The sequence below is a fragment of the Pseudomonas sp. TWP3-2 genome (assembly GCF_049897765.1).
Taxonomy (GTDB): Bacteria; Pseudomonadota; Gammaproteobacteria; order Pseudomonadales; family Pseudomonadaceae; genus Aquipseudomonas.
Genome location: NZ_JAFCWW010000033.1, coordinates 18,180 through 36,668, shown reverse-complemented (window position 1 = coordinate 36,668; position 18,489 = coordinate 18,180). Strand labels below are relative to the sequence as shown.

At 58.7% G+C, this 18,489-nt stretch carries 15 protein-coding genes; 3 read left to right on the top strand and 12 right to left on the bottom strand.

Translation table 11 applies throughout. The features are described from left to right. Window positions 1–152: 152 nt before the first annotated feature. The 4 genes from ACP7EE_RS26755 to ACP7EE_RS26740 form a co-directional block, all read right to left on the bottom strand. The gene (locus ACP7EE_RS26755) at window positions 153–3,446 is read right to left on the bottom strand and encodes an SNF2-related protein (protein WP_426237978.1); all 3,294 of its coding nucleotides are present in this window, start codon (window positions 3,444–3,446) and stop codon (window positions 153–155) included. Window positions 3,447–3,504: 58 nt separating this feature from the next. After that, window positions 3,505–4,242 carry an S-methyl-5'-thioinosine phosphorylase gene (locus ACP7EE_RS26750; RefSeq protein WP_426204108.1) on the bottom strand — a complete coding sequence of 246 codons (738 nt, stop codon included), beginning with the start codon at window positions 4,240–4,242 and terminating at the stop codon, window positions 3,505–3,507. Window positions 4,243–4,254: 12 nt separating this feature from the next. Then, window positions 4,255–5,265 (bottom strand): beta-N-acetylhexosaminidase, encoded by a 1,011-nt coding sequence (gene nagZ / locus ACP7EE_RS26745; RefSeq protein WP_426204110.1) that lies wholly within the window; start codon window positions 5,263–5,265, stop codon window positions 4,255–4,257. Between the two features lie 159 nt (window positions 5,266–5,424). Further along, window positions 5,425–6,132 carry a TetR/AcrR family transcriptional regulator gene (locus ACP7EE_RS26740; RefSeq protein WP_420650647.1) on the bottom strand — a complete coding sequence of 236 codons (708 nt, stop codon included), beginning with the start codon at window positions 6,130–6,132 and terminating at the stop codon, window positions 5,425–5,427. 229 nt (window positions 6,133–6,361) lie between these two features. Here ACP7EE_RS26740 and lexA point away from each other — a divergent pair, with 229 nt between their 5' ends. Next, window positions 6,362–6,970 (top strand): transcriptional repressor LexA, encoded by a 609-nt coding sequence (gene lexA, locus ACP7EE_RS26735; RefSeq protein ID WP_420650646.1) that lies wholly within the window; start codon window positions 6,362–6,364, stop codon window positions 6,968–6,970. Window positions 6,971–6,980: 10 nt separating this feature from the next. Continuing rightward, window positions 6,981–7,454: an SOS-induced cell division inhibitor SulA gene (sulA, locus tag ACP7EE_RS26730; protein ID WP_426237976.1), complete on the top strand. Its 474-nt coding sequence runs from the start codon at window positions 6,981–6,983 to the stop codon at window positions 7,452–7,454. Window positions 7,455–7,528: 74 nt separating this feature from the next. Here sulA and ACP7EE_RS26725 read toward each other — a convergent pair whose 3' ends face one another. From ACP7EE_RS26725 to ACP7EE_RS26695, 7 genes are all read right to left on the bottom strand, one after another. Then, on the bottom strand, window positions 7,529–7,762 hold the full coding sequence (locus ACP7EE_RS26725) for a hypothetical protein (protein WP_420650694.1): 234 nt from the start codon (window positions 7,760–7,762) through the stop codon (window positions 7,529–7,531). A gap of 105 nt (window positions 7,763–7,867) precedes the next feature. Next, complete coding sequence (locus tag ACP7EE_RS26720) at window positions 7,868–8,392, bottom strand: DUF6586 family protein (RefSeq protein WP_426237974.1); 525 nt, start codon at window positions 8,390–8,392, stop codon at window positions 7,868–7,870. A 169-nt stretch (window positions 8,393–8,561) separates the two neighbouring features. Continuing rightward, the gene (gene topA, locus ACP7EE_RS26715; protein WP_426204114.1) at window positions 8,562–11,207 is read right to left on the bottom strand and encodes a type I DNA topoisomerase; all 2,646 of its coding nucleotides are present in this window, start codon (window positions 11,205–11,207) and stop codon (window positions 8,562–8,564) included. Between the two features lie 114 nt (window positions 11,208–11,321). Continuing rightward, entirely contained in the window at window positions 11,322–11,558 is a 237-nt protein-coding gene (locus tag ACP7EE_RS26710) for a DUF1653 domain-containing protein (RefSeq protein WP_095165329.1), read from the bottom strand. Window positions 11,559–11,656: 98 nt separating this feature from the next. Then, window positions 11,657–12,832, bottom strand: coding sequence for an acetyl-CoA C-acyltransferase FadA (fadA, locus tag ACP7EE_RS26705; protein ID WP_010456360.1), 1,176 nt, complete (start codon window positions 12,830–12,832; stop codon window positions 11,657–11,659). Window positions 12,833–12,864: 32 nt separating this feature from the next. Continuing rightward, a complete protein-coding gene (fadB, locus tag ACP7EE_RS26700; protein ID WP_426237972.1) occupies window positions 12,865–15,012 on the bottom strand; it encodes a fatty acid oxidation complex subunit alpha FadB in 2,148 nt (715 codons plus the stop codon). A gap of 503 nt (window positions 15,013–15,515) precedes the next feature. Then, on the bottom strand, window positions 15,516–15,953 hold the full coding sequence (locus ACP7EE_RS26695) for a hypothetical protein (protein WP_426237970.1): 438 nt from the start codon (window positions 15,951–15,953) through the stop codon (window positions 15,516–15,518). A 105-nt stretch (window positions 15,954–16,058) separates the two neighbouring features. Here ACP7EE_RS26695 and ACP7EE_RS26690 point away from each other — a divergent pair, with 105 nt between their 5' ends. Continuing rightward, window positions 16,059–16,496, top strand: coding sequence for a universal stress protein (locus tag ACP7EE_RS26690; RefSeq protein ID WP_426237968.1), 438 nt, complete (start codon window positions 16,059–16,061; stop codon window positions 16,494–16,496). 70 nt (window positions 16,497–16,566) lie between these two features. On the opposite strand, the gene ACP7EE_RS26685 is transcribed toward ACP7EE_RS26690, so the two are convergent. Further along, on the bottom strand, window positions 16,567–18,480 hold the full coding sequence (locus ACP7EE_RS26685) for an ATP-binding cassette domain-containing protein (RefSeq protein ID WP_420650639.1): 1,914 nt from the start codon (window positions 18,478–18,480) through the stop codon (window positions 16,567–16,569). Between the last annotated feature and the right edge of the window lie 9 nt (window positions 18,481–18,489).

The window sequence follows — 18,489 nt, the reverse complement described above, 5'->3', positions numbered from 1 at the left end:
TCCCATGACTAACTCGTCGTATCGTTTTATCAGGCGGGCATCTAGCCCAGTCATTTGATATCCATGCCGTCCCTTTATAGACCAGGATCGGGAGATGTGTAGATACCAATGCAGCGATGGGGCCCTCAGATAATGGCCTCAGACTCAGGCCATCAATCTTTGGAAACAGGCAGCGGCGCGAACAACGCCTCGATGTCGCTCTGCTCGAGCTTCCAGCCGCCAGTGGTCCCGCCCTCAAGGACCGCGCCGGCCAATGCAGCTTTCTCTTGCTGCAATGCCTGGATCTTTTCCTCGACCGTGCCGCGAGCAATCAGTTTGTAGACGAACACTGGTTTGTTCTGCCCGATCCGGTAGGCACGGTCGGTCGCCTGATTTTCCACCGCCGGGTTCCACCACGGATCGAAATGGATCACGGTGTCCGCAGCAGTGAGATTCAGACCCGTCCCGCCGGCCTTCAGGCTGATCAAGAACAGCGGCACCTTACCGCTCTGGAAATCCTTGACCGGCGTGCGCCGATCCGTGGTTTCACCGGTCAGTAACGAGTAGCCAAGCCCCCGCTGTTGCAACTCTTCCTCGATCAACGCCAGCATCGATGTGAACTGCGAAAACAGCAGAATCTTGCGCCCTTCGCTGAGCAACTCTTCGAGCATTTCCATCAGGCTGAGCAGTTTGCCGCTACCGGCCCGCAGCGCTTTTGCCGTGAGCGGCATTTTCAGCAAGCGCAGATCGCAACACACTTGGCGCAGCTTGAGCAGCGCATCGAGAATGATGATCTGACTGCGGCCAACGCCGTTGCGGCTGATTTCGTCGCGGACTTTTTTGTCCATAGCCACGCGCACGGTTTCATAAACATCGCGCTGCCCGTCGCTGAGATCAACCCAATGCACGATTTCGGTTTTCGGTGGCAGCTCGGTTGCCACCTGATCTTTCTTGCGCCGCAGCAGGAAGGGTTTAATCCGCGCCGTCAGATGGTGCATGCGCTCGGCGTTGCCATGTTTCTCGATCGGCGTGCGGTAGTCGCGATTGAAGCTTTTGTTGTCACCCAGCCAGCCGGGCAGCAGGAAATGGAATTGCGACCAGAGTTCGCCGAGGTGGTTTTCCAGCGGTGTGCCGCTCAGGCACAGACGTTGGTCCGCGTGTAAATCGCGGGCAGCCTGAGCCGCTTTGCTGACCGGATTTTTGATGTTCTGCGCTTCGTCGAGAATCAGCACACTCCACCCCTGCGCCTGCAATACCTCGAGATCCCGCGGCAGCAGTGCGTAGGTGGTCAACACCAGATCGTATTGCGCCAGGCTGGCGAAATCTTTTTGCCGCGCCGCGCCATGCAGCGCCAGCACTTTGAGCTGCGGAGTGAAGCGCAGCGCCTCGTCGAGCCAGTTGGGGATCAGGCTGGTGGGCATCACAGCGAGGGCCGGACGATCGAGCCGTCCGGCGTGCTTTTCAGTGAGCAGATGCGCCAGGGTTTGCAGGGTTTTGCCCAGCCCCATGTCATCGCCCAAAATGCCACCGACGCCCAACTCGCGCAGGGTCTGCATCCAGTTCAGCCCCTCGAGTTGATAAGGCCGCAGGGTTGCCTTGAGGCCTTTCGGAGCCGCTACCTGCGCGTAGGTCGATTCGCGCAGTCTCTGGGCAAAGCTGCGCAGGCGCTCGCCGCCCTGCCAGACCAGATCAACACCCTCCAACACGCTCAAACGCGCGGCATCCGGAGCACTCAGGCGCAATGCATCGCCCTGATGATTGCCCAGATACAATTCACCGAGCGTGGCCATCAGCGGTTTGATCCGGCCGTAAGGCAGGGCGACTTTGGTGGTGTCGGTGGAACCCCAACGGCCGAAACCCAGTTCGATCAACAGTTGTTCGTCATCGTCGCGCTCAGCCAGGCTGGAAGGCTCGAGCAATTTCGGTTGCGTGCGCAACAGGTGCAGCAGAATCGGCAACAGACTGTGACGTTTACCGTTGACGACGATGCCCAATTGCAGATCAAACCATTGGTGCCCCGCCTCCTCCTCAACGTCTGCGTACCAGTGCTCGACTGGCTGCACGTTGAATTGGAAACCGTCGGCGATCTCGACCTGCCAGTTCGCCTCGCGCAAAACTTCCAGGCCGTCCTGCATGAACGCGAGCCACGCTGGATCGTCGGGCAGTGTGAACATTTCGCCGGGGCGATCCAGGTTGCTCTTGCGCGTGGCTTTCTTGAAGCCGTGCTTCTGCATGAGTTGGCGCAGGACTTTCTCGGCGACGGGATTACGCTGGATGCGCTGGGTTTCGTTACCCGACAGGACCAACACTTCCGGATTCCTGTCCACGGCGGGATGACCGTTATAGGAAAACGCCAATGCTGCGCGATGCTCCGGCTCATATTTCCAGTTCACGTAGCGCTTGCCGCTGGCGAGTGTCAGGTGCGCCTGAGGCATGACTCCCTCGACGATCCGTACGGTCAAAACATGCGGCGGGATAACTTGAGTGGTCGCGCTCATTCGATGACTGAACTGCATCGCTTGGTGGGCCGGGATATCCGGCGCCAACGAAAGGTGACACGCGAGTTTTTCATCAAGTCCAGTGAATAACTGTCCGACTTGCAGGCGCTCGTGATCCAGGTAGTACAGCGGCTCAAGGGCAAGTACCGTTTCCACCGCCGCTTCTTCGCTGCTCCACTGCGGGCGGAAGCTACCGTTGGATTGTTCGGCCCAAGCGAACTGCCCTGCTCTCTTCTCGCCGGATCTCAATGGCTGCGAGCGCTTGAGATCGAGGAACAGTCGCGCGGTTTTCACCAGCATTTCAAGCAGTTCTGCACCGCTGCTGCCCTGCAACATGTAGCCGCCGTGATAGGCGTGATGGGAATAGACAGCGACCAACAGTCGGGCAATCCGCAGATCCAGCTCCGTCAGGTAACCGGGTTCGCGCATCAGCATGTCCGACAGCGAGTACATCTGTTTAATGTCTTTCAACTCACCGGTCTTGAGCTGCTGGGCGCGGTAAATTTCCAGCGCCCACTTGCCCGCGACGGACGTTGGCCTGAGCTGGTACACCAGACGCGTGCCCGCTGCTTGCGCAGGCTCAGCGTCAGACTTGTTTGCAGAAGGGATATCGGCGAGCCAGCGTTCCAATTCACGGCTCAAGTGGACTTGCGGGATGCTTTCAGTGGCCGTTACGGGCTGATCCTGCAGGTGATAGATGGTGGCGGCGCAGTGCTTGCAATCGGACCCCATCGGGCAGGTGCATGAACACATGAGCTCCCAGCGTCCGGTCGGACTTTTGACGAGTTCAATGATCTGATCGTATCTCTGCCGCTCGGAGCCAAGGCACGTCGCGAAAATCACCTGCTCATCGATCTGACGAATCTCCACCCGTCGCTCGTCGGCGTAGAGACGCGCCTTGTCCAGAGTGCGGTTACTGAACATATTTGCCCAAGGTTGCGCATCCAGGTGTTCAGTGATTGTCATCATGGAATCTACGCCGATTGATCGCGGGTGAATGATGAAGTCCGTTTCGAGCCGCTGAAACTCAGCCCTTGAGTACGCGCGCCAAGGTCGATTTCACCTTGCCCATGCCGTCATGCAGTGCCTGCTCGATTTCGGCCATGGTGATCACCGCGGTGGTCTTGCCCGCCGCTGGGTTGACCACCAGTGACAGACAGGCGTAATCCAGCTCCAACTCACGCGCCAGCGCCGCTTCCGGCATGCCGGTCATGCCGACGATGTCGCAGCCGTCACGCTCCAGACGCACAATTTCGGCCACCGTTTCCAGACGCGGACCCTGGGTGCAGGCGTACACGCCTTGATCGCTGTACTCGCAACCCTCGGCAGCCAATGCGGCGATCAATTGCTGGCGCAACGGCTCGCTGTAAGGAAAGCTGAAGTCGATGTGTGTGACGTGCTCCAGATCATCAGCGAAATAGGTGTGTTCGCGACCGCTGGTGTAGTCGACGATCTGGTGCGGGACGCAGAAATGTCCGGTGCCCATCGCCGGGTGAATCCCGCCGACCGCGTTGACTGCAATGATCGCTTCGGCCCCGGCCTGCTTCAGCGCCCACAGGTTCGCGCGGTAGTTGACCTTGTGCGGCGGGAAGCGGTGCGGATGGCCATGACGGGCGAGGAACAGTACTTCCTTGCCGGCGTATTCGCCGATCTGCACCTCGGCCGATGGCGCGCCGTAGGGGGTGTCCACTGCCAGCGACTGACGAATGCTCAAGCCTTCGAGTTGGGTCAGGCCGGTGCCACCGATGATTGCGTAAACCGTCATAGCGAAAAATCCTTAATCAATCAGTTGAGCGTCTTTGAGCGCGCCGACAGCGGTCAGCCAACGCGGATCCTGACGGTATTCGGTGCTGGCGATAGCCTGGCCGCGCATCCGCGCAATGCGCGGAGACGGTGTGACTTTCAGGCGTTGAGCCGCGCTCAGGGCCAGTTCGGCCGCTGCGCGATCGTTGCATACCAGACCCATGTCGCAACCGGCGCTGAGGGCCGCTTCGATACGACTGGCGGCATCGCCGACCACATGCGCGCCGGCCATCGACAGGTCATCGCTGAAGATCACGCCGTCGAACTGCAACTCGCCGCGCAAAATGTCCTGCAACCAGCGCCGGGAGAAACCGGCAGGCTGTGGGTCGACTTGCGGGTAGATAACGTGGGCCGGCATCACGGCGGCCAATTGTTTGCTCAGCCTGGCGAATGGCACCAGATCGTTGGCGCGGATCTCGTCGAGGCTGCGCTCGTCGTTAGGAATCGCTACGTGGGAATCGGCTTCGGCCCAACCGTGACCGGGGAAATGTTTGCCGGTGGCAGCCATGCCCGCGCTGTTCATGCCTTTGATGAATGCGCCAGCGAGCGTTGCGGCGCGCTCCGGGTTGCCCTCGAAAGAGCGGGTGCCGACCACGGCGCTGCGCTGGTAATCCAGATCCAGCACCGGGGCGAAGCTCAGGTCGAGTCCGACGGCCAGCACTTCGGTGGCCATGATCCAGCCGCACTGCTCGGCGAGGTATTCAGCATTCGGGTTGTCGGCAATTGCGCGCATGGCCGGCAGACGCACGAAGCCCTGACGCAGACGCTGGACGCGGCCGCCCTCTTGGTCCACCGCCAGCAGCAGGTCAGGACGAATCGCACGGATCGACGCGCTGAGTTCGCGCACCTGACGCGGATGCTCGATGTTGCGCGCAAAGATGATCAGGCCGCCCACTTCGGGCTGGCGCAACAATTGGCGATCTTCGGCCGTCAGCCAAGTACCGGCGACGTCCACCATCAACGAGCCTTGCAGGCCAGCAGTCATAAAAATTCCTTGATAACAAAAAACCCGCCCCACAAAAAATCGCCGCCGGGCACATGGCCCGGCAGGACGGCGATTTCAATGGTAAGCGGGTTCAGAACGAGAGTTGGCATGGGCGGCTAGCTTAGCGGATGTCCACAGCCGCGCCCACTCGTTTACGTTTCAAACCTTGGCAGGCACCGGAGCGGTTTTGCTGCGCGGACGCAGTTGTGCGCTGGCCATGGCAGTATCGGTGACGCCGGTCTCGGCGCGCATGCCGGCGGCGAGGAACGGCACCATCAAGCGCATCACCTGCTCGATGGAAGTGTTGACGCCGAAGTCTGTTTCAGCAATCGCACGTAACGCTTTAATGCCGGACATGCTGAACGCTGCGGCACCGAGCATGAAGTGCACACGCCAGAACAGCTCGATCGGTGGAATACGCGGCGCGGCTTCATTGACCAGCATCATGTAGCGACGGAACACCTTGCCGTACATGTCTTCCAGATAACGCCGCAAGTGGCCTTGGCTCTGACTGAATGCCAGACCGAGCAACCGCATGAAAATCGACAAGTCGTTGCCGCTGCGTGGCTGCACCACCAAGGCTTGTTCGACGAGGATTTCCAGCAGCTCTTCAAGCGTCGGCTTGTTCTCAGGCTTGGCCTGACGCCGCTCCAGCTCTTTGTCGAGGCTGATGCAGAACGGTCCAAGGAAGCGAGAGAAAACCGCCTGAATCAGCGCTTTCTTCGAGCCGAAATGATAGTTCACCGCCGCCAGGTTGACCCCGGCCTTGCTGGTGATTAAACGCAATGAGGTTTCAGCGAAACCTTTCTCCGCGAACAACTGCTCGGCAGCATCAAGAATGCGTTCAACGGTTTCCGACTGGGCCATGGCTACTCCGCCTGACAAACACTTGTTTGAAACATACGTTTCAGCCTATGCCTTGTCAACCCTGCGTGTTCGTTTTGGGAATGGTCGGTCAGTTATTTAACCATATAAGGACGACACTGGAATCTGCGCCGTCATCGACCGTCCGGCGGCATGACAAAAAACGGCCATTGCCAAGACCGCTTCACTGTATATAATCCCAGTCACTGTATAAAAAGACAGAGCGATCAATATGCTTAAACTGACGCCACGCCAAGCCGAAATTCTGGCCTTCATCAAACGTTGCCTTGAAGACAACGGCTACCCGCCTACCCGCGCGGAGATCGCTCAGGAACTGGGCTTCAAATCGCCCAACGCCGCCGAAGAACACTTGAAAGCACTGGCCCGCAAGGGCGCTATCGAGATGACTCCCGGCGCCTCGCGCGGGATTCGCATTCCAGGCTTCGAAGCCAAGGCCGACGACTCGACCTTGCCAATCATCGGCCGGGTCGCCGCCGGTGCGCCGATTCTCGCCCAACAGCACATCGAAGAATCCTGCAACATCAACCCGGCCTTCTTCCATCCACGCGCTGACTACCTGTTGCGTGTGCACGGCATGAGCATGAAGGACATCGGGATTTTTGACGGTGACCTGATTGCTGTTCACACCACACGCGAAGCGCGTAACGGCCAGGTGGTCGTTGCCCGCATTGGCGATGAAGTGACGGTCAAACGCTTCAAGCGTGACGGCAGCAAGGTCTGGTTGATTGCCGAAAACCCTGAGTTCGCCCCTATCGAAGTCAACCTGAAAGATCAGGAACTGGTGATCGAAGGCTTGAGTGTCGGCGTAATCCGTCGCTAAAGGAGGCTTTATGCAGTTCCCACACACACCTCAGCAAACACAACTGCCGTTGTTCGAAGCGTTTCTGGCACAACCCATGGCGCCGATCCTGAAAGATGTGGTCGAGCGTCCATGGATCGCCGAACCCGAAGTGTTCAGTGAGCTGTCACTGCGCGGTGCTGCCGGGAACTGCCTGAACCTGCTGGCCCCGATCTTGCGCGAACTGAGTGACAATCAGGACGCTCGCTGGCTCACCCTGATCGCTCCACCGGCCAGTCTGACCCAGACCTGGCTGCGCGAAGCCGGATTGAATCGCGAGCGCATCCTGCTGCTGCAACCGCGCGGCATGCAGACTGCCCAGCAACTGGCTTGTGAAGCATTGCGTCTGGGTCGCAGCCACACTGTGGTGACCTGGTTGAACCCATTGAACACAGGCTCACGGCAACAACTGATCAGCGCCGCCCGTACTGGGGACGCTCAGAGTTTGAATATTCGTTTGGGTTGATTCAGCAATAAAGCGCGCTGTGTGAAGCGCATGGCTTCTCAAGGGACAGAGAAGCCGATCTACTGGGTCGGGAGTCAGTGAAGAACCCGCGTCCCCTCATCCTTGTCAAACTCGCCTTCAACCATACGACCTGCCATCTGCACGCCGACGCTCAACATCGCCTTGGCGATTTCCACGTGCTGACCTTGCAGGAATGCCTTGGCATCCTCGGAGAAATCCAGAGTCACCAAAGTACCTTCGTCCTCAGCTCTGCGCAGCTCGATTCGGCCGTCTGGTAATTCGACAATTTCTAGAAAGGACGTTGGCATGTAGGTCTGTTCTCCACGAAAGGCAGCGATTATATAGACATCATTCAGGCTTCGCTCAGGATCTTGACCAGCAGCATGCATCTCGTCGGCTCTGGCCACGCCTCCTCAGCACTCGTTCAAGCCTTCACGAAAACGCAGAGCCAGACCCTTGAGGTTCTGCCGCCAGCTCTCCAGTTCTTCGCGACTCAACTCTTCTGGCGTGTTTTCCTCATCCAGGTTAACCGCCTGAATCAACGGCTGCGTTACGTCGCCCTTGAGTTTACGTGGCGCGCGCGGCGGCTGAAACAACGCTGAATGCGCCGCCAGCAATTGCGCCAGCCAGGTTTCCCGATTACCCGCCAGCTCGATCATCTCGGACAGTTCCGGAATCGCGATCGACTCCAGCACTTCACGGTTCAACAACGCTTCGGCGCGCGGCGCACTGGCCTGCGGTAGCCGGTAGAACCCGGCGATTTCATGACACAGGCCCAGCAACGCCCCATAAAGATGAAACAGCGCCGATTCACGCCCGGCCTGCATCAGCGCTGGTGAATTCATCGCCCGCCCGTCTTCGGCTCTGGCCAAGGCTTCGAGCGACAGGCCGGCGAAGTAGATTTTCTGGTTGGTGCGGGTATAGAGTTCGTGGGCCATGACGGCAGCCTCCACAACGAAATAATTGCTTCACACAGGCCGGACAGTGTCGGGGATCAGCCAATCCGACCGCAAGCACAAAACCAAAAAGCCGCATGAAAACCCGAGGGTCGTCATGCGGCTTTTTTAGCGCTGGCCGATTTGATCGGCCAATGATCAGATCAACCGATCATTCCTTGGCGGCTTTCGCGGGTTTCGCGGCGGTGCGTTTGTCGTCAACGGTCCACTTGCCACCATCGAAGTAAGCCTTCCAGCCGGTAGGCTTGCCGTCGACTTCGGTCTGCACGTATTGCTCCTTGGTCTTGCGGCTGTAGCGGATTACCGCTGGCAGACCATCAGGATCCTTCTGCGGAGCGTCACACAGGAAGTGATACTTCGGATCAATCTCGTCCTTGTGCGGCAGAATCTCGAGCACCAGCGGAGCACGCGTCTCGCGGTTTTTCGGGAACTGACTGGCAGCGAGGAACAGACCAGAAGCACCGTCGCGCAGGATATAGGTGTCGTTGACCTTTTCGCATTTCAGCTCAGGCATCTTCACCGGATCCATCTTCGGCGGCGCTGCGTCACCGCTTTTCAGGAGTTTGCGGGTGTTCTTGCAGGTCGCGTTAGTGCAGCCGAAGAACTTGCCGAAACGGCCGGTCTTGAGCTGCATCTCGCTACCGCACTTGTCGCATTCCAGGCTCGGGCCTTCATAGCCTTTGATCCGGTAGCTGCCTTCTTCGATTTCGTAGCCAGCGCAGTCCGGGTTGTTACCGCAGATGTGCAGCTTGCGCTTCTCATCGAGCAGGTAAGCGTCCATCGCCGTGCTGCAGATCGGGCAGCGATGCTTGCCGCGCAGTACCAGCGATTCCGACTCACCCTCGTCGTCCGCAGCGATTTCATCGCCCGGCACCAGATTGACGGTGGCCTTGCAGCGCTCTTTCGGCGGCAAGCTGTAACCCGAGCAACCGAGGAACACGCCGGTCGATGCGGTACGAATCTGCATCGGACGACCGCAAGTGGTGCACGGAATATCGGTCATTACCGGCTGGTTGGCACGCATGCCGGATTCCGGATTTTCGGCTACTTCGAGCTTCTTCTTGAAGTCGCCGTAAAACTCGTCCAGCACATTCTTCCAGTCGCGCTCACCCTGAGCCACGTCATCGAGGTTCTCTTCCATGCCAGCGGTGAAGCCGTAGTCCATGAGGTTGGAGAAGCTCTCCGACAAACGCTCGGTGACGATGTCACCCATCTTTTCCGAATAGAAACGACGGTTGTGCAGGGTCACGTAGCCGCGATCCTGAATGGTTGAAATGATCGCTGCGTAGGTCGAAGGACGACCGATGCCGCGTTTTTCCATTTCTTTCACCAGGCTGGCTTCCGAATAACGCGCCGGCGGCTTGGTGAAGTGTTGGGTCGGATCAAGCTTGATCAGCTTCATCACATCGCCCTGCGCCATGTCGGGCAGAACGTCATCATCGCCCGGTTTGGCGATTTGCGGCATGACACGGGTATAACCGTCGAACTTCAGGATGCGGCCCTTGGCGCGCAGCTCGAATTCGCTGGCAGCAACAGTGACGGTGGTCGACAGGTATTGCGCCGGCAGCATCTGGCAAGCCAGAAATTGGCGCCAGATCAGCTCGTAGAGGCGCTCAGCATCGCGCTCCATACCAGCCAGCTTGCTTGGCGTGGTGTTGGCGTCGGATGGACGAATTGCTTCGTGAGCCTCTTGTGCGCCTTCCTTGCTGCTGTAGACGTTCGGCGCTTCCGGCAGGTAATTCTTGCCGAACTCGGTTTCGATGTATTCGCGCGCCATCGTCACGGCATCAGCCGAGAGATTGGTCGAGTCGGTACGCATATAAGTGATGTAGCCGGCTTCGTACAGACGCTGGGCCATCATCATGGTTTTCTTCACGCCGAAGCCCAGACGGTTGCTCGCGGCCTGTTGCAGAGTCGAGGTGATGAAAGGTGCCGACGGCTTGCTGCTGGTCGGCTTGTCTTCGCGCTTGACGATGCTGTAGCTGGAAGACTTGAGCTTCTCCAGCGCGCCCATGGCCTGCGCTTCGTTGAGCGGCTTGAAGGCTTCACCCTTCTCACGTGCCACTTCGAAACGTACGGTCGAGCCTTTGGTGGTGCCGAGATCGGCATGCACTTCCCAGTACTCTTCCGGGTTGAACGCGCGAATTTCACGCTCACGCTCAACCACCAGCTTCACGGCTACCGATTGCACGCGACCGGCGGACAGACCACGAGCGATCTTGGCCCAGAGCAGCGGCGAAACCATGTAGCCAACAACGCGGTCGAGGAAACGACGCGCTTGCTGAGCATTGACGCGGTCAATGTCCAGTTCGCCCGGCTTGGAGAAGGCTTCCTGAATCGCCTTCTTGGTGATTTCGTTGAACACCACGCGCTTGTAGCGGCTGTCATCACCACCGATGGCTTCGCGCAGGTGCCAGGCAATGGCTTCCCCCTCGCGATCCAAGTCGGTTGCGAGATAGATGGTGTCAGCATCTTTGGCGAGCCGGCGCAGCTCTTCTATGACCTTTTCCTTGCCCGGGAGGATCTCGTACTGGGCTTTCCAGCCCTGATCGGGATCGACACCCATGCGCGAGACAAGCTGCTTGCGCGCCTTCTCTTTCGGCGTGAGCACCGGCGCTTCACCTGCGGCAGCCTTGCCGCGCTTGGCGGCTGGCTCTTTGCTGGCGCTAGCCGAACCGCTGGTGGGCAGGTCTCGGATATGGCCGATACTCGACTTCACCACGTATTGGTTGCCCAGATACTTGTTGATGGTCTTGGCCTTAGCCGGGGATTCCACAATGACCAGCGATTTGCCCATGGATCAGAAAATTCCTGAATTCTAGAAGTGAAAGGCGGTTGGCGCCTGACGCGGCACCGCTATATATAGTGGCTACAAGGTGAGGTCAAGCGCAGGGTATTGCGCGCACTCGCCTTATGGCCTGGAAAAAAGGCTTGGTTCGGCTTGCACCAAAGCAAAGCGTGGGACCTGCTCGCCGTCAACCTCGACGGACTCCAGAAACATGCTCAAGGGACGCACCCAAAAGCCGTAATCGCCATACAGGGCTTGGTAAAACACTACTTCTTCTTCAGTCTCGGAATGCCGCGCGACGTTGAAAACGCGGTACTGCGGACCTTTGTAATGCTGGTAGAGCCCAGGTTGTATCGGCATGGTTTGGCCCTCCCTCAATTTTTTTCAAAATAAAAACAAAATAAATCCACAAAAACAAAAACCGGGGCACTTGGCCCCGGCTTCCATCGACAAGACGCTTAGACGCGTTCGAAGACGGTGGAGATGCCTTGGCCGAGACCAATGCACATGGTAGCAACCCCGAAGGTGCCGCCATTCTGCTTCATCACGTTGAGCAAAGTGCCGGAAATCCGTGCACCGGAGCAACCGAACGGGTGACCCAGGGCGATCGCGCCGCCGTGCAGGTTAACCTTCTCGTTCATCTTGTCGAGTACTTTCAGATCTTTCAGCACTGGCAGAGCCTGTGCAGCGAAAGCTTCGTTGAGCTCGAAGAAGTCGATATCGTTGATGCCAAGGCCCGCACGCTTCAGTGCTTTCTGGGTAGCCGGTACCGGACCATAGCCCATGATTGCCGGATCCACACCCGCCACCGCCATCGAACGGATTACCGCCAATGGCTGAATGCCGAGATCCTGCGCACGCTGCGCCGACATCACGATCATGCACGAAGCACCATCGGTGATCTGCGACGAAGTACCGGCAGTCACGGTGCCGCCCTTTGGATTAAAGGCTGGCTTCAACGCCGCCAGGCTTTCCAGGGTGGTTTCCGGACGAATGGTTTCGTCGTAGTCGAACAGTTTCAGGAAACCGTTCTCGTCGTAGCCCTGCATCGGGATGATTTCGTCTTTGAACTTGCCTTCCAAAGTCGCTTTGTGAGCGAGCTGGTGCGAGCGCACGCCGAAAGCGTCCTGTTGTTCGCGAGTGATGCCGTGCATTTTACCGAGCATCTCAGCGGTCAGGCCCATCATGCCCGAGGCTTTCGCCGCGTACAGCGACATGTGCGGGTTCGGATCGACACCGTGCATCATGCTCACGTGGCCCATATGCTCGACGCCGCCAACCACGAACACGTCACCGTTGCCGGTCATGATCGCTTGCGCGGCAGTGTGCAGAGCGCTCATCGAAGAGCCACACAGGCGGCTGACGGTCTGGCCGGCAGCAGTGTGCGGGATCTGGGTCATCAGCGACGCCATGCGCGCGATGTTCCAGCCCTGTTCCAGGGTCTGGTTGACGCAGCCCCAGATCACGTCTTCGACTTCGTTAGGATCAACCTTGACGTTGCGTTCCAGCAGTTTGCTGATCAGGTGCGCCGACATGTCTTCGGCGCGGGTGTTGCGGTGCATGCCGCCCTTGGAGCGGCCCATCGGAGTACGACCGAAGTCGACAATCACGACGTCTCTTGGATTCAAGCTCATAAAATTTCACTCTCGCTCAAAAGTTGGGACGCTTAACCGAAGAACCGTTGGCCGGTTTTGGCCATTTCACGCAGTTTCGCGGTCGGGTGGTACAGCGCGCCCAAATCAGCGTACTGGTCAGCCAGGGCAACGAACTCGGCAACACCGATGGAATCGATGTAGCGCAGGGCACCGCCACGGAATGGAGGGAAACCGATACCGTAAACCAGACCCATGTCGGCTTCGGCGGCGGTTTCAACAATGCCGTCTTCCAGGCAGCGCACGGTTTCCAGGCACAGCGGGATCATCATCCAGTTGATGATGTCTTCGTCAGTGACTTCGCGCTGCTCGTAAACGATCGGCTTGAGCACTTCCAGAACCGATGGGTCAGCGACTTTCTTCTGCTTGCCCTTCTTGTCGGTTTCGTAGGCGTAGAAGCCCTTGCCGTTCTTCTGGCCGAGGCGTTTGGCTTCGTACAGCACGTCGATGGCCGAACGACGGTCATCCTTCATACGATCCGGGAAGCCTTCAGCCATCACGTCACGACCGTGGTGACCGGTGTCGATGCCGACCACGTCCATCAGGTATGCCGGGCCCATCGGCCAGCCGAATTTTTCCATTACCTTGTCGATTCGGACGAAGTCCACACCGGCGCTGACCAATTTGGCGAAACCGCCGAAGTACGGGAACAGTACGCGGTTGACCAGGAAGCCTGGGCAATCGTTGACGACGATCGGGTTCTTGCCCATTTTCTTGGCGTAGGCAACGGTAGTGGCGACAGCCAGCTCGCTGGACTTCTCGCCACGGATCACTTCCACCAGCGGCATCATGTGCACCGGGTTGAAGAAGTGCATGCCGACGAAGTTTTCCGGACGCTTGAGGGCTTTGGCCAACAAGCTGATGGAGATGGTAGAGGTGTTGGACGCGAGGATGGTGTCCTCTTTGACCTTGTCTTCAACTTCAGCCAGTACCGCTTGCTTGACCTTCGGGTTCTCTACCACGGCTTCAACCACCAGGTCGACGTGACCGAAGTCGCCGTAAGACAGGGTCGGACGAATGCCGTTGAGCACTTCAGCCATTTTCGCCGGAGTCATGCGACCTTTATCAACGCGGCCAACCAGCAGTTTGGCGGCTTCAGCCAGACCCTGCTCGATACCGTGCTCGTTGATATCCTTCATCAGGATCGGCGTGCCTTTGGAGGCCGACTGATAAGCGATACCGCCACCCATGATGCCAGCGCCCAGTACGGCGGCCTGCTTCACGTCTTTGGCGATTTCGTCGTAGGCCTTGGCCTTTTTCTTCAGTTCCTGATCGTTCAGGAACAGACCGATCAAGCTCTGCGCGGCAGAGGTCTTGGCCAGTTTGACGAAACCGGCAGCTTCGACTTCCAGCGCTTTGTCGCGACCGAAGTTCGCAGCCTTCTGGATGGTCTTGATCGCTTCAACCGGCGCCGGGTAGTTCGGGCCAGCCTGACCGGCCACGAAACCTTTGGCGGTCTCGAAAGCCATCATTTGTTCGATTGCGTTCAGCTTGAGCTTTTCCAGCTTCGGCTGGCGCTTGGCCTTGTAGTCGAACTCGCCGGAAATGGCGCGCTTGATCAGCTCCAGGGCAGCTTCTTGCAGCTTCTCGGGAGCAACCACGGCATCGACTGCGCCGACTTTCAGCGCGTCTTCAGGACGGTTTTCCTTGCCGGCGGCAATCCACTCGATGGCGTTGTCGGCACCGATCAGGCGCGGCAGACGCACGGTACCGCCGAAGCCCGGGTAGATGCCCAGTTTGACTTCCGGCAGACCGATCTTGGCCTTGGTGGACATGACGCGGTAGTCCGCCGCCAGACACATTTCCAGACCGCCACCGAGGGCGATGCCGTTGATCGCGGCGACAGTCGGAACGTTGAGGTCTTCGAAATCGCTGAAGATCTTGTTGGCTTCGAGATTGCCAGCAACCAGCTCCGCATCCGGCAGCTTGAAGTTCTCGACAAATTCGGTGATGTCGGCGCCGACGATGAATACGTCTTTGCCACTGCTGACGATCACGCCCTTGATCGAAGCATCTGCCTTGATGGTGTCTACGGCCTGACGCAGTTCGTTCAGGGTTAGACGGTTGAACTTGTTGACGGACTCACCCTTGAGGTCGAATTTCAATTCGACGATGCCACTTTCAAGAGCTTTAACCGTGATGGCTTTACCTTCGTAAATCATCAACTGATCTCCACGATATGGAAGCTGAACAGTACACGTCGGACGCAGGCGAACGGTTTGGCAGGACGTTGTTTCGTCGCTGCTGACACCAATCCACCCGGCACACCCGCCAACGCGATAGTCGGGATTCTGTAGGAGCGGTCTGCAATACAAACGCTCAATTCATACGCCCGTTTGATTTGGGTACGTCACCTTCACGGAATTTCCGACAATTGTCAATCGCCCGAAATACGGGTTGAAATGCGACTTTGCAGTCATTTCCGTAGGACGCAGCCCTGCGACACCTCGCCGCACGCAAAGCCATTCATAAGATCAATTGTTAGAAATGTCGCCCTAATTCGCGGCGGGACTTGTTTAACAGGCTACGCTGGCAGGACTACAAAGAAAAACGCCCAACAGATTTACCGGCCTGCCTGGCCTACCCCGCCCGATGAATCATGTCGGGCTTTTTATTGCGCGTCTGCCGGACGTTTCGCGCCGTTGCAGTGCGAAATGTCCGCGAGTCATGCCAGCGCTTTCAGAGTGGCATCGATATTCTGCAAAACCGTCGCCTCGCCCTTCTCGCCCCAATACAAGGCGATCATTTGCTTGTCGGCTTCGACCTTGAACACGTTGTCCGGCAATTTTTCGAAATGATTGAGCAACGCCAGATCTTCACACGGCTCCTGCCATTGATTGACCCACAAACCCGGAGATTTCTGCCAGTAGCTCCAGCACGCCGGCCGACTGCCGCGCCGTGGCCGAATGTACTGCGCACACGGGTTCGGCGGCTCCTGAGCGAGCCAGTGCGGCCACTCCAGCTTCGCCAGTTGCATGGTCAGGCCGATACGGCGCGCCTCTGCTCTGAGAGCGATCCGTCCGCTCTGCGCGCGCGAGGGGCGCAACCATGCCAGCGGACTCAAGACCACCAGCAGGATTGACACCACTAACCAGACCGTCATATCTCTACTCCCGATTTTTCGAATGAGCGCATTGCGTCACTTTGGAACCAATGCGCTTGAAACCAGCCATACTTAACAATATTGAACCCTCACGAGGAGCACCTCATGCCCTACCACCACATCCTGGTCGCCGTAGACCTGACTGAAGAGTGCGACCCTGTGATCCACCGCGCCCGTGAGCTGTCGGTGAGCAACACGGCCAAGCTGTCGCTGGTGCATATCGTCGAGCCGATGGCCATGGCGTTCGGCGGCGATGTGCCAATGGATCTGTCACAACTGCAACAACAGCAGTTCGATCAGGCCAAGGAGCGGCTTGAGCGCTTGAAGCAAAAGTACCCTGAGCTTGAGGGCGCCAATTGCCATCTGACCTACGGCCAGCCGCGTCAGGAAATCCACCACTTCGCCAAAGAACAGACTTGCGATCTGATCGTGGTCGGCAGCCATGGTCGTCACGGCCTGGCACTGCTGCTCGGTTCGACCGCCAACGATGTGCTGCACGGCGCACCTTGCGATGTGCTGGCGGTGCATCTGGTCAAGCGCTGATATTTCAGCTGCGCTTGCAAAAAGCCCGGCCTCACGCGAATGAGGCCGGGCTTTTTTATGGCGCGATCAATCAGGCATCCAGCTCGGCCCAACGCTCGACCAGTACTTCCAGCTCAGCCTGCAACTGCTCCAGCGAAGCAATTACCTTGGCGGTCTCGGCCGCAGGACGCTGGTAGAAACCGCCATCGGCCATCTCGGCTTCGACTGCAGCAATCTGCTGCTCCTTGGCATCGATGTCGCCCGGCAACGCTTCCAGCTCGCGCTGCAGCTTGTAGCTCAGCTTCTTCTTGGCAGCAGGCGCGGCAGCAGCGGCCGGAGCCGGCGCAGCGGTGACTACGGCCGAGTTCAAGTCAGCCTTGCCGGATTTGCTTTCAGTCACGCCGAGCAGGCGCGGCGAACCGCCCTGACGCAGCCAGTCCTGATAACCACCGACGTACTCGCGAACCTTGCCTTCACCTTCGAAGACCAGCGTGCTGGTCACCACGTTGTCGAGGAATGCCCGGTCGTGGCTGACCATCAGCACGGTGCCGTTGAAGGTCAACAGCACTTCTTCAAGCAGTTCGAGGGTTTCCACGTCGAGGTCGTTGGTTGGTTCGTCGAGCACCAGCAGGTTCGCCGGTTTGCTGAACAGCTTGGCCAGCAGCAGACGCGCACGCTCGCCACCGGACAGGGCTTTCACCGGAGTCCGTGCACGTTGCGGGCTGAACAGGAAGTCGCCCAGGTAGCTCAACACGTGGCGGCTTTGGCCGTCTATGTCGATGAAGTCGCGACCTTCGGCAACGTTGTCGATCACGGTTTTTTCCAAATCCAGCTGATGGCGCAACTGGTCGAAGTACGCGACGTCGATCCGCGTGCCCTCTTCCACTTTGCCGCTGGTTGGCTGCAAGCCGCTGAGCATCAGTTTCAGCAGCGTGGTCTTGCCGGTACCGTTGGCGCCGAGCAGACCGATACGGTCGCCGCGCTGCAGGACCATGGAGAAATCCTTGATCAGGAACGGGCCGCCCGGGTGCGCGAAGCTCACGTTATCGAGCACCATCACCTGCTTGCCGGACTTGTCAGCGGTGTCCAGCTGAATGTTGGCCTTGCCGGTGCGCTCGCGACGCTCACTGCGCTCAACGCGTAGGGCTTTCAGGGCGCGCACGCGGCCTTCGTTACGGGTACGACGAGCCTTGATGCCCTGACGGATCCACACTTCTTCCTGAGCCAGACGCTTGTCGAACAGCGCGTTGGCGGTGGCTTCGGCAGCCAGTTCGGCTTCTTTGTGCACGAGGAAACTGGCGTAGTCGCCGTTCCAGTCGATCAGGCCGCCGCGATCCAGTTCGAGGATGCGCGTGGCAAGGTTTTGCAGGAAGGAACGGTCGTGCGTGATGAACAGCACGGCGCCCTGGAAATCCTTCAGCGCTTCTTCAAGCCAGGCAATCGCACCGATATCCAGGTGGTTGGTTGGTTCGTCGAGCAACAGCAGATCCGGCTCGGACACCAACGCCTGCGCCAGCAGCACGCGACGACGCCAGCCGCCGGACAACTCGGCGAGAGTCTTGTCAGCGGGCAGTTGCAGGCGGCTCAGGGTGCTGTCGACCAGGGTCTGCAAGCGCCAACCGTCACGGGCTTCGAGGTCGTGCTGAACGTGCATCAGCTTGTCCAGATCCGCGTCGGTGACGATGTTCTGGCTCAGGTGATGGTATTCGGCAAGCAGCGCGCCAACGCCGTCGAGGCCCTCGGCCACCACGTCGAATACTGTCCGCTCGTCGGCCACGGGCAATTCTTGCGGCAATTCGCCGATTTTCAGACCGGGGGCACGCCAAACGGAGCCGTCATCGGGCTTCTGGTCGCCCTTGACCAGTTTCATCATGCTGGACTTGCCAGTGCCGTTGCGGCCGATGATGCACACCCGCTCACCACGGGCGATCTGCCAGGACACCTTGTCCAACAACGGCATCGCGCCGAATGCAAGGGACACATCGCTGAATTTGAGCAGGGTCATGAGCTTCTC

Bases quoted from the DNA above. Each gene is read 5' to 3' on its own strand.
- ACP7EE_RS26755 (WP_426237978.1), bottom strand. From the start codon at position 3,446: ATGATGACAATCACTGAACACCTGGATGCGCAACCTTGGGCAAATATG.
- ACP7EE_RS26750 (WP_426204108.1), bottom strand. From the start codon at position 4,242: ATGACGGTTTACGCAATCATCGGTGGCACCGGCCTGACCCAACTCGAA.
- nagZ (WP_426204110.1), bottom strand. From the start codon at position 5,265: ATGACTGCTGGCCTGCAAGGCTCGTTGATGGTGGACGTCGCCGGTACT.
- ACP7EE_RS26740 (WP_420650647.1), bottom strand. From the start codon at position 6,132: ATGGCCCAGTCGGAAACCGTTGAACGCATTCTTGATGCTGCCGAGCAG.
- lexA (WP_420650646.1), top strand. From the start codon at position 6,362: ATGCTTAAACTGACGCCACGCCAAGCCGAAATTCTGGCCTTCATCAAA.
- sulA (WP_426237976.1), top strand. From the start codon at position 6,981: ATGCAGTTCCCACACACACCTCAGCAAACACAACTGCCGTTGTTCGAA.
- ACP7EE_RS26725 (WP_420650694.1), bottom strand. From the start codon at position 7,762: ATGCCAACGTCCTTTCTAGAAATTGTCGAATTACCAGACGGCCGAATC.
- ACP7EE_RS26720 (WP_426237974.1), bottom strand. From the start codon at position 8,392: ATGGCCCACGAACTCTATACCCGCACCAACCAGAAAATCTACTTCGCC.
- topA (WP_426204114.1), bottom strand. From the start codon at position 11,207: ATGGGCAAATCGCTGGTCATTGTGGAATCCCCGGCTAAGGCCAAGACC.
- ACP7EE_RS26710 (WP_095165329.1), bottom strand. From the start codon at position 11,558: ATGCCGATACAACCTGGGCTCTACCAGCATTACAAAGGTCCGCAGTAC.
- fadA (WP_010456360.1), bottom strand. From the start codon at position 12,832: ATGAGCTTGAATCCAAGAGACGTCGTGATTGTCGACTTCGGTCGTACT.
- fadB (WP_426237972.1), bottom strand. From the start codon at position 15,012: ATGATTTACGAAGGTAAAGCCATCACGGTTAAAGCTCTTGAAAGTGGC.
- ACP7EE_RS26695 (WP_426237970.1), bottom strand. From the start codon at position 15,953: ATGACGGTCTGGTTAGTGGTGTCAATCCTGCTGGTGGTCTTGAGTCCG.
- ACP7EE_RS26690 (WP_426237968.1), top strand. From the start codon at position 16,059: ATGCCCTACCACCACATCCTGGTCGCCGTAGACCTGACTGAAGAGTGC.
- ACP7EE_RS26685 (WP_420650639.1), bottom strand. From the start codon at position 18,480: ATGACCCTGCTCAAATTCAGCGATGTGTCCCTTGCATTCGGCGCGATG.